General features: G+C 49.9%; 3 protein-coding genes. 2 read left to right on the forward strand and 1 reads right to left on the reverse strand.

Annotation, left to right across the window (positions count from 1 at the left end):
- Positions 1-292 precede the first annotated feature (292 nt).
- Positions 293-682 carry a hypothetical protein gene (locus NG833_RS24540; protein WP_254567900.1) on the forward strand — a complete coding sequence of 130 codons (390 nt, stop codon included), beginning with the start codon at positions 293-295 and terminating at the stop codon, positions 680-682.
- Positions 683-1,850: 1,168 nt separating this feature from the next.
- On the opposite strand, the gene NG833_RS24545 is transcribed toward NG833_RS24540, so the two are convergent.
- The gene (locus NG833_RS24545) at positions 1,851-9,401 is read right to left on the reverse strand and encodes a translocation/assembly module TamB (protein ID WP_254567901.1); all 7,551 of its coding nucleotides are present in this window, start codon (positions 9,399-9,401) and stop codon (positions 1,851-1,853) included.
- 500 nt (positions 9,402-9,901) lie between these two features.
- Between NG833_RS24545 and NG833_RS24550 the strand changes: the two genes are divergently transcribed.
- Positions 9,902-10,270: a DUF3110 domain-containing protein gene (locus NG833_RS24550; RefSeq protein ID WP_254567902.1), complete on the forward strand. Its 369-nt coding sequence runs from the start codon at positions 9,902-9,904 to the stop codon at positions 10,268-10,270.
- The last annotated feature ends 194 nt before the right edge of the window (positions 10,271-10,464 follow it).

Here is a 10,464-nt window from a genome sequence, read left to right on the forward strand (position 1 = left end):
ACTCCAAAAAATAAAATACCCAAAAACCCACACCCTCAAGGGTGGGGCTATACGGACGAAGCCCGCCTGCGCGGGCTAAGAACGTCTTTTTAGTTCCTTAAGCATCGCATTTGGGTGATTTATTTGTTGCAATACCCTTATCTGAATGCAGTGGGACTGAGTGAATATTACTATGGCCATGCGCTACGTTGGTTTCACGCCAAAAGTTGGAGTGTCAAAACATTATCACACCGATGGCATAGATGGTTGAGTGTTCATAACCATGTCAAACGGTTGAAAGACCAGCTAGTTTATGTTGCAGATGGCATTAAAGTCCCGAAGGAAGGCCGAAAAATGCCCCCTCAAAAAATTACAGCAAGAATCAGATAATGTAACTAAACCTGAATGGATTAGGGTTCATTATTTTGGAGCTTTGAGTCTTTTGTTACAATCGGGTGGTTCTTTATTCGCAGTTCCAGTTACGCTTGAGATTCAAGATGGAGTTGAAAAAGGTGATGAAAATTCACCCAGATTGGTCGATAAAATGTCGAGTTTATGCCGGGATTATATCCAAGTCGGAAGTTACGTGATATTAGATGCTTATTTTGCTTCTAAAGATCTAATTCAGGAGTTCAGAGTTCATTCCCTTCACGTGATTAGGGAACTCCAAAAAATAAAATACCCAAAAAACCCGCACCCTTAAGGGTGGGGCTACACGGACATTAGCGGAGCCATGCCCGAAGGGCTATAGCCCGCCTGCGCGGGCTAATATAGTTAGATGCTTAACCATCGGGATTTGGATGATTTATTTGTTGGAACACCCTTACTCGGGTCAAGATTAATCCGGTGGCCAGAGTACCGTTACCACCATCCCCCGGTAAAAAAGGTCCCGGTAGACCAGCTATATGGGGAAAACGGCTAGAATTACGCACCTTATTTAAGGACTCAGATGCTTTAACGACTGAATCGTTATCCCTTTATGGAAAAAAACGGCTCCTCAGTTATCGAACGGTCAACTTACATTGGGATAGTCCTGAAAATTTAGTCCGATTTGTACTGGTGGTGTGGCCAGAAGGAAAGCAAATAATCCTGCTGTCAACCGACCTATTTTTATCGGGTCCGTAAATTATAATGGCTGATAGTTGGAGGTGTAAAATCGAGGTGACTTTTCGGACCTTCATCGAGATTTTATCAGGTTTTAACTATCGGTTTTGAATGAAAGATATGGAGAGTTCTTCTCGATATCCTAAAAATTTTAATATCAATGACTACTCTGAGCAAGCGCCGGTCAAAATCAGCGAGAAAATCGAGGCTTTTGAACGATTTGTCAATCTCAATGCTTTATTTTTAGGGATTTTACAAGTCTTGAGCCTAGAGATGCCCTCTATAGCAATCCTAAATGATTTATGCCCTCTCCTGCTCCCCTCTCCTTGTAGGAGAGGGGAGCAGGAGAGGTCTTCTTCCACAACTGATTTAGGATTGCTCTAGTATTTGGAAGAGTTTTTCCGGGTGGTTTAGAACTGTCTCAAGCAGTGGCCATCAAGGGTGAACAAGCAGGCTGACTCTGCTCCAAGCGGGGCCCTCTATTTTAGCCGAAAGTCCACGTAGCTTACTTTTGACAAAATTCCTTCACGCCAAAGAGTCATTCAGGCTTCAAGCCCTACACAGACGAACCTTGACAGTTGAAGGCCCCTAATTAATTATCTCACAGAACTTTTCAATGTCCAGTTTTATTATAACTGAGGTTTATGGGAAATAGTTAGGGTGGGTAAGTATCAAGGAGCAAGGGTATCCAAACTTACGTTCTAAAAGACTATTGTGAGATACAAATCCCTTCAGGTGAGGGCTTACAGGATTACAGGACTTCCATCTTAAAATCTGCGTTCAAACTCAAATAAGGCGCGATTGTTATCATCAAAATCGGTGGAACCGCGTAATATGATTTGGTCGTTGATGCGGTAGCGGATGCTGAATTGGGTGGGACTGTCATCGATTAAGATGCGTTCAATGGAGGCAGATAGGTTGCGGGTGATATCGACTCCGGCTTCTACTTCTAAGGCAAAGCGATCGCCACTGCGTTCATCGACGAGGGCGGGTCCAACTCGAAATTCACTGAGTCCTAATGCATCACCGATCGCATCTTGGAAGTCGCCTAGGAGGGTGGTTCCGGCAATATTGGCGAGGGCTAAGGTGGTATTTCCTTGTCCAAAGGTATTGATAAATCCACCGCCAATTAATCCCACAATTTCTTGTTCGGTTCTTGCCGGTTCGCTGGTGAGTTCTAAGTTGTCGTTTAACTGGGATGCAAACCCATCAACGCGGGCAAATACGCGCACGCTTCTGACTTGGCCAACGTTGGTATCGATCGCCTCGTTAACTTCCGAGGATGTAGCAACGCTGACTAAATTTCCCCGCACTTCAGGGACTGTTGCCACCAGTCGGACATCAATATAGGGATCTAATGTTCCGGTAAAAATAGCGACATTATCATACCCCCGCATTAACCTAAATTGGGTAGTAAATAAGTTGATTTGTCCCCGTTCTAACGTAATGGTTCCCCGAGGACGCAAGTCTTCTAAAAAGCCATTTACCAGTAAATCACCGGCAACAGTAAAGCTCAACAATGGTGGACTTTCAACTTGCAGATTATTCCCGAGAATCACTTGCAAATTATTAAATTCAACTCCAGCTTCTGCCTCGGTTTCCGTTGGGGTTGTCCCTGTGGTGGCGGTGGCTTCCGCTTCGCTAGGGAGTAGCACTTGTCCATTAGAGAGAATAACTTCACCGCCAATTTGGGGTTCTAAGGCGGTTCCTGTAATCAGAACTTGACCCTGAACTCCCCCTTCATATAATCCTTTGAAATTGACGGCTAATTCATTCAAAGAAACCGTGAGCGGATTGTTGGCAACTTCGGTATCAATGCCACTCAGGGGAACGGATATGGGCAGGATTCCCTCGGCAACAATGGTACCGTTGCTGAAGACGCCTTGAATGCCTTCGACAATGATGCGATCGCTCTCAAATCGCGCAGTTCCAGTTACATTAGTAATCGGTTCGGGCAAGGCTTGGGAGTTAATCGTGGCATTTTCAATCATCGCCTCCCCTTGGGCGACTAACTCCTCTATTTCTCCAGTGACTGGGTTCAGGGCTCCTCGCGCTTCAAAGGTTACTCTGCCAATGCCATCCACCCATTCTACCTGTTGTTCAGAAAGGATATTCACCAGGGTTAAGCCTTCATTTTGAATATCTACATCGAGACTAATTTCATTGTTTCCTGGCGCGGGAGGGATGGGGACACTGGCGTTGATTTGCAAGGTTTCCGGGGCGATACTGCTGAAATTGAGGCGGGAATTACTAAAGCTAAACCCACCCCGAACCGAGGGAATATCTTCCCCATTAATCGTGCCATCAATTAATGCAACTTCTCCGATCGCCTGGGGATTTTCGACAGTTCCGGCTAGGTTTGCTCGCACATTAATTAATCCATCAACATCAAAGTTAGGAGGAAGTTCTACAAAATCTTGAATCAAATAAGCCGGTAATTGTTCAACCCGTAACTGTCCCGACTGGGTTTCTCCTCCGAGAGTACCCGTAAAGGCGATCGTGCTGCCTTCGGCTTCGATTCGCAAGGGGAGGAACGTCACCGCACCTTCGGAGAGATTTCCGCGAATTCTGACTTGATTAATATCCAAAGTGCGACCCTCCCGAAGGACGACTTCACCCCCGAGAATTGCCGGATAGGGAGTTTGGGTAAACCAGATTAAATTTTCTCCTTGGATATCAAACCCGCCCTCGACTCCGGTTTCCACAGAACCGGCAAACGTAATCTCACCCTCCAGAGTGCCTCGGATATCCACTCGTTCCGGGATGCCTGGGGCTTGTTGTTCCCGGGCGTTGAGTTGGACAAGCTGACTAATCTCAGAAAACCGCCGCAGTTGGGCAATCAGGGATCTGTCCGGGATTCCCACATCTACGGGTTGTACCGTTTCAGGCGTGGCATAGTCGGGCGGTTCTAATCCGCGTTGTAAGTCGGCAACGGTAAAGATTTGCAGGGTTTGCAGGATATCTTCAACCTGACCCCGGGCAATTTCGATTCGCCCTTCAAAATTGGGGTCTTCATCTAACACCGCCCGCGCTTGGATTAAATACTCACTTTGTCCAAACCGTAAAGCCCCGCCATTTAAGACAGCAACGTTATCGGCAAAGGAAATCTCACCGACGATTTCGTTGAACTGGATGAGTCCAAGGCTAGGTTCACGGATTTCCACTTGGGCAACTGCTGCCTGGGTGTCTAAATTAAATTGACCCTCGGTGAAGAGTAACCCGCCCACGGGTCCTTGTTCCGGAGGAACAACGACATTGAGAAGGGCTAGGGGAAATTGTGAGACTTCAAAGTTGAGGAGATTGCCATTTTCAATTGTACCTTGAGCCACAGCTTCTCCCGCTCTGACTAAAAAAGATTCCGGGAAAAAGTTTTCATCCAGGGCAACAGAAATGGCATCCTGATTTCCGTCAATCGCGACTTGTACCCCTTCAGAATTGACGCGAATCGGTCCGGTTAAGACGGGTTCAAATTCTAAGGTGGCGATCGCAAATTGTTCTAAGCGCACATCCCCAATGACATTGATATCAAAAGGCAAAGGTTGGGGAGACTGTGGCGCAGTTCCTGTAATTTGTCCGGCAAAATTCACAGTTCCGGCAATAAAGGGCGGCAGGGGTTCGCCAGTGGCGGTTTCCGTGGGGAGATTGGCAACGGGTAGGGGTAATCCCGCTAGATTAAAGTCAGTGACATTCAGGTTAAAGTCAAATCCGGTGACTTGGGGCGCTGCGATGCCAGCGACATCCACGAAGACTGTCCCGTTTGCGGTTAATCCCGGGGCTGATATTTGGGAGACTTCTAAACGTTCCCCAGTCCAACGGAAGGCGCTGGTTAGGGGGGAAATGCTGGAAGCAAAGGGGGATAAGGGGGAGTTAGGGGAGAGGGAGTCTAAGATGAGTTCCGCCTGTCCTGTAGCCCGAATATCGGCCAATTCAAAGGAATCAGCAGTTCCCGAGAGACTGATGCTGCCGGTGGAGAGGGCTAGGGGTTCTTGCAAGTCTGGGGCAAAGGCATTGAGAGGCAGTTCTGATGCCTGTAAGACAGCGTTCCAGGTTCCGTCATCTAATCCAAAGGTAGTGGTGACGGTTCCCCCAGCGACCCGTAATCGGGCATCTCCGGATACATCCAAATTTTGGGGTTGTAATTGGGCGATATTGCCATCTATACGGAAGTCGGCATTGGCGAGTTCGACCCAAACGGGTAAGTCTGGGGCGAGTTGGTTGACTTGGATGCCGGTGGAGTTGACAAAAGCGCTCACATTGCCGTTGTTTAAGGTGGCATCAGCTTGAATTCGACCGTTGGCAATGGCGAGTTGTGCTTCGGCAGTGGCGTCGATTCCGGCAGGGGTGAAGGAGGTGATACTTCCCGCTAATCTGACCCGACTATCGGAGATTTGCAGGTTGGGGTTGAGATTGGGGGCAAATTGATTTAATCCGAAGTCATCGGCGAGTAAAGTAGCTTGGAATTGTCCATTTCGCAGGAATCCTTCTCCGGTGACTGCGGCGTTGGAGACGAGTAACTGGAATTGAGTGGTGGCATCCAGGTTAAGGGGGTCGAAGTCGGCAAGGTTAGCGCGGACGGTGGTTTCGGAAGAGGCGATCGCCACGGGAATTTCCAACTCTGGCGCAAACTGATTCCCATCAATGCCGGTGGCATTCAGCACTGTTGTGAGTTGACCATTGCGAACTGTTCCGGTTCCCGTGAGATTGCCATTGGCAATGGCGAGTTGTAATTCCGCTTGGGCGTCAATGCCTTGGAGTTCTAAGGTATTAATCTGGCCCGATGCCGCCAGTCGCCCGTCGCCAATCTGTAAGGTTTGGGGTAAATTTTGAGTCAATTGACTGCCCTGAAGGTTACTTGTTGTCACCAAAGCGTCAAATTGTCCATTGCGGACGGTAGCAGTTGCCACGCCTCGGGCATCGGCTACATCCAGATTAGCATTCAGAGTGAGATTCAAGGCCCGGGGGTCTAAGGTAGCAATGTTCCCGGAAACGGCCAAGTTGCCCTGATTGACGACAACGGGGACGGGCAACTCGACAAAGGGATTGACCGCAATGCGATCGCCGGTGACAGTTGCTTGAAACAGTCCTTGATTTAAACTGCCCTCCCCTTGCAGACTCCCTCCTGGAGTATCTACCCTCACTTCGGCTGTTGCATTCACCGTCTCCGGGCTAACATTTGCTAAATCCCCTCGCGCCCTCACTTGACCCCGTTGGAGTTGTATCCCTTGGAGGTTGGGGTCGAGTGGGGCTAAAGCTAATCCTGCCCCATTCACCACCGCCTCAAATTGGCCGCGATTCACCGTAGAACGGGCGGTCACCGTCCCACCGAACAGTTCCACTTCACCTTGCAGATTGGCATTGATGTCTTCCGGGGCAAAACTCCCGAATCGTCCCGTTGCCGTGATTCTTCCGCGCCCCAGGGTAAGGGGAACTCCGGCATCCGTCGTTGTCCCAGGACTACTCCCCAAGGACAAAGGACTACTACCAAAGGACAAAGGACTACTCACAACTGTCCCTCGGAAATTGCCGTTTTGCAGTCTAGCATCGGCGACTGCTGTGCCATTGGCGAGATTCAATCGGAGTTCCGTGGTGGCGTTGAGGGTATCAGGGGTGAGATTGGCTAAATTTCCGGCAAGATTAACTCGACCTTGGGCGAGTTGGACCGGCAGGGGTAAGACATCGGGGAAGAGGCGATCGAGTTGCAGGTTATCGGCAGTGAGAGTTCCTTGGAGGTTGCCTCTGCGGATGGTAGCATTGGCATTAATGGGTGCACCGGCAATATTCAGGTTGAATTGACCTGTCCCATTCACGCCGTTGAGTTCCAAAGTATCCAAAGTTCCCGTCACCGTCCCTTGACCATTGGCAACCGTGACAGGACCGGGTAAGTTGGGACCGAGGAAGGGGTCTAAGGGAACATTGGTGGCATTAAAGGTGGCATCAAAGGCACCATTTACCAAGCGTCCATCCAGGGTAACTGGCGCATTTCCTACCCGTAGCTGGATTTGCGTTGTGGCTAAAATATCCTCGGGATTTAAGCTGGGTTCGACTTCCGATAAGTCCACAGTGAGGTTAACCCGTCCATTGGCGAGAACCACTGGCAGGGTTTGCGGTTGGGGAAGGAAAGGCGCTAAGGGGATTTCTGAGGCATTCAGGGTGGCGATTAATTGACCATTGCGGAGTTGAGTATTCGCGGTGAGAGGATTTCCTGCAACTGTGAGTTGCAATTGACTGGTAGCGGCGATCGCACTCAATGCCACATTATCCAGATTTCCAGACAGATTCACCCGTCCTTGGCCGATCGCCACCGGGACCGGCAGGAGTTCGGGACCCAGGTCATCCACCGACAATCCCGCAGTCGTCGCAATTACCTGAAACTCCCCATTATTTAATCCCGCATCCGCATTCACCGTCCCCCCGGGAGTCTGTAATGCAGCATTGGCGGTTGCCTGGAGATTGTTCGGGTCCAAAGTTCCAGACAAAGTGCCACCAACGGTGAGATTCGCCGTAGGTAGGGTTGTCGGAACTGCCAAATTAGGGATAAACTGCCCTAAATTTACCTGGGAAGCATTGACAGTTGCCTGCCATTGCCCGTTATTCACCGTGGCATCGGCAGTGAGAGTTTCCACCCCGGGAGTCTCCACTGAGGACCGGGCGATTACTGCCAGTTCATTGGCATCGAGGTCGAGATTGCCGGATGCTTGAATTCGGGCGGTTAAAATTGCCGGAATTGCAGGAGTGGCAGTGGGTCCGGGAGTTCCCAGTTGAGTGAGATCCAGTCCTTGGGCGTTGACAAAGGCGCGCCATCGGTCATCGGTTAAACTACCATTGGCGGTTACCGTGCCTCCAGCGACTTGAAAGCGGGCATTGGGAACGACAACGGTATCGGAAAGGACAATAATTTCCCCTTGACCGGGATAAGTTGCTTGGGGGAGTTGCCATTGAATTACAGTAGTCGGACTTTCTGGAGACCCGGTAATTTTAGCGGTGGCATTGGCCGAACCCAGGACAATAGGGAGGGGGGAATCGAGGTAAGGTTGGGCGATCGCATCTGCCGGGATATTCCGCGCTTCAATGTCCAAAGCGAGGGCCTGCATCGGTTGTAGAGGGACAATTCCCTTTCCGGTAATTTGGCCTCCCGCTAAAGGTTCAGCCAGAAATTGGTTCACCGTCAGGGTGTTTTGTTCCACGGCGATGGTGACATTCGCTTGCAACAACTCAAACAGAACTTGGTCCACGGCGATCGGTTGTGTATTCGCCACGGCAGCATTCACAATCGGCGCTTCCAGTTGTCCCGTGAGTTGCATTTCTCCCGCCAATTCCCCGACAATATCGAGAGGAACTTCCAGTTCCAAGGACTTAATAAACTCCTCCGTACTCACGGGCAGAATTTGAATTCCTAAATTATATTCTCCTTCTCCTGCGGTATCGATGAACCCTTCGGCTGTAGCAGGAATTGTTCCATAAAAAGCACTGGCATTTTCAAATCCCACCCTTAACTCAGAAAAGCGCAACAAACCCCGCCCTTGAGTAATGTTTTTGGGTAATCCAATTAACTGGGCATTGATATCCCAAAAACTGGCAACCCCTTGCCATCCAAACAGTTCCTCACTACTGAGGTGAATCGTCAAATTAGCATTTAATCGACCTTCATAAGCAGCTAGAGGTAAATTGGGAATTAATGGGATAACATCGGGGGCATTCAGATTATTGCCCTGAATCCGCAAGCGGGTTTCGGTGCTTTCCAGGAGGGTTTCTCCACTCACCGCCAAGGTGGGAGTTGGACCCTGTTCCCCTTGAATCTCTTCTACCCGGGGATTGGCCCGGACTTGATACGCTACGCGAGTTTGGTCATCCAAAAAGGTCGCATCCCCTTCCACATTTTCGATCGCCAGGGGTCGAGGCGGGGGAACCACTTCCAAATTTTCAATGTCGGCCCGCAGTTCCGGAGAAGGCACCAATACCAAAAAACCCGAGTCGAAGCGAATCGCATCCACCTGAATCGTAATCGGACCGGGTTCCTCATCGGTGGAATGAAGGGTAGTTTCTAACCACACTCCGTCACGATTTTGTTCAAGATAAATATCCGGCGCAACCAGGTTGATATCTAAGGCGAGGGTGCGACTTGTTAAGAACTTCCAGAGATGAAAGGACACCTCAACCCGTTCAATCGTGGCGCGATCGGGATCCGTGGCAGTGGGGGGAACGCTGGATTCCCCTAGGGTAATGGTGGAGAGGTTAAACCCCTGAACCGGACCCACCGCCACCGGGCGTTTGAACAGTTTCGTGAGTTCTTCACTCACCAGGGGGGAGAGTTCATTCATCAGGAAATACCACCCATAGGCCGCACCTGCGCCCCCCCCAACAAGCAAGAGAGCACCGACAGTTAGGCTGGCCTTTTTGAGCAGGGGCCCCCACCGACGGGAGGGAGTCCGAGGATCCGGTTGAGGTTGGGGAGAGTTGGGGGAGTGGGTCATCTGGTGATATCAACAGCGCTTAATCTACATACACTGCGAGACTTGACGGTTTCGCTGGAATAAACTTCGTAAAACCCAAATCCCCCAATTTTAAGGGAAGACTTTAGCAGGAAATTGGTGATTTCTATCTACAGGAGTCAGACCCAGGAGACTAGAGACTCATGGGATGTAGCTTTAGACTGGGTAGAGACTGCATTTGATTCAGGCGGAGACTGGGAGGGTCGATTTTTTACTTTAATGTAACGGGTTTCGTCTGGCGTCTACCTAGAGGATAGTCCCTAGACAGATCGCCCTTGCCTCCTCTGAGAAGATAAACTACACAAAGTTTAGAAATATCGTTTGAGCTTATGCGAGTATTCGTGTTACTCTTTAATCCCCGCACGGAGAATGAAGGGATCCACACCCTACGGATTGGCGATCGCAACACGATCCTGATGTTTGAGTCGGAAGATGACGCCACCCGGTATGCCCTGTTATTGGAGGCCCAGGATTTTGCGAGTCCCACTCCTGAAGCCCTGGATTTAGAAGAGATTGAGGAATTTTGCCGAGATGCGGGGTATGACTCCAAGCTAATCCATGAAGGAGAGTTAGCTATTCCCCCAGAAACGAACCTGGAAGAACTGGAGTGGCAACCGGAGGCCCCGGAATCGGAGGATGATAATTTGCCCTCATCGGAACTCGATCGCATTCGTCGGCAGTTGGAAGGATTGCTGTAAATCGGTGTTTTTCCCGTTCAGGAGTAGGGTGGGCATTGCCCACCCTACAATTGCTTAGGGAACTCCAAAAAATAAAATCCCCAAAAAACCCGCAGGCTGAAGCCTGGGGCTACACGGACAAAGCCCGCCTGCGCGGGCTAATACAGTCTTGTTAGGTGCTTAACCATCGGGATTTGGATGATTTATTTGTTGGA

The organism is Oscillatoria sp. HE19RPO (assembly GCF_024220515.1).
Taxonomy (GTDB): domain Bacteria; phylum Cyanobacteriota; class Cyanobacteriia; order Cyanobacteriales; family Laspinemataceae; genus Laspinema.

What these genes read in the sequence shown, in the direction of transcription:
- NG833_RS24540 (WP_254567900.1), top strand. Translation starts at nt 293, where the DNA reads ATGTTGCAGATGGCATTAAAGTCCCGAAGGAAGGCCGAAAAATGCCCC.
- NG833_RS24545 (WP_254567901.1), bottom strand. Translation starts at nt 9,401, where the DNA reads ATGAATGAACTCTCCCCCCTGGTGAGTGAAGAACTCACGAAACTGTTC.
- NG833_RS24550 (WP_254567902.1), top strand. Translation starts at nt 9,902, where the DNA reads ATGCGAGTATTCGTGTTACTCTTTAATCCCCGCACGGAGAATGAAGGG.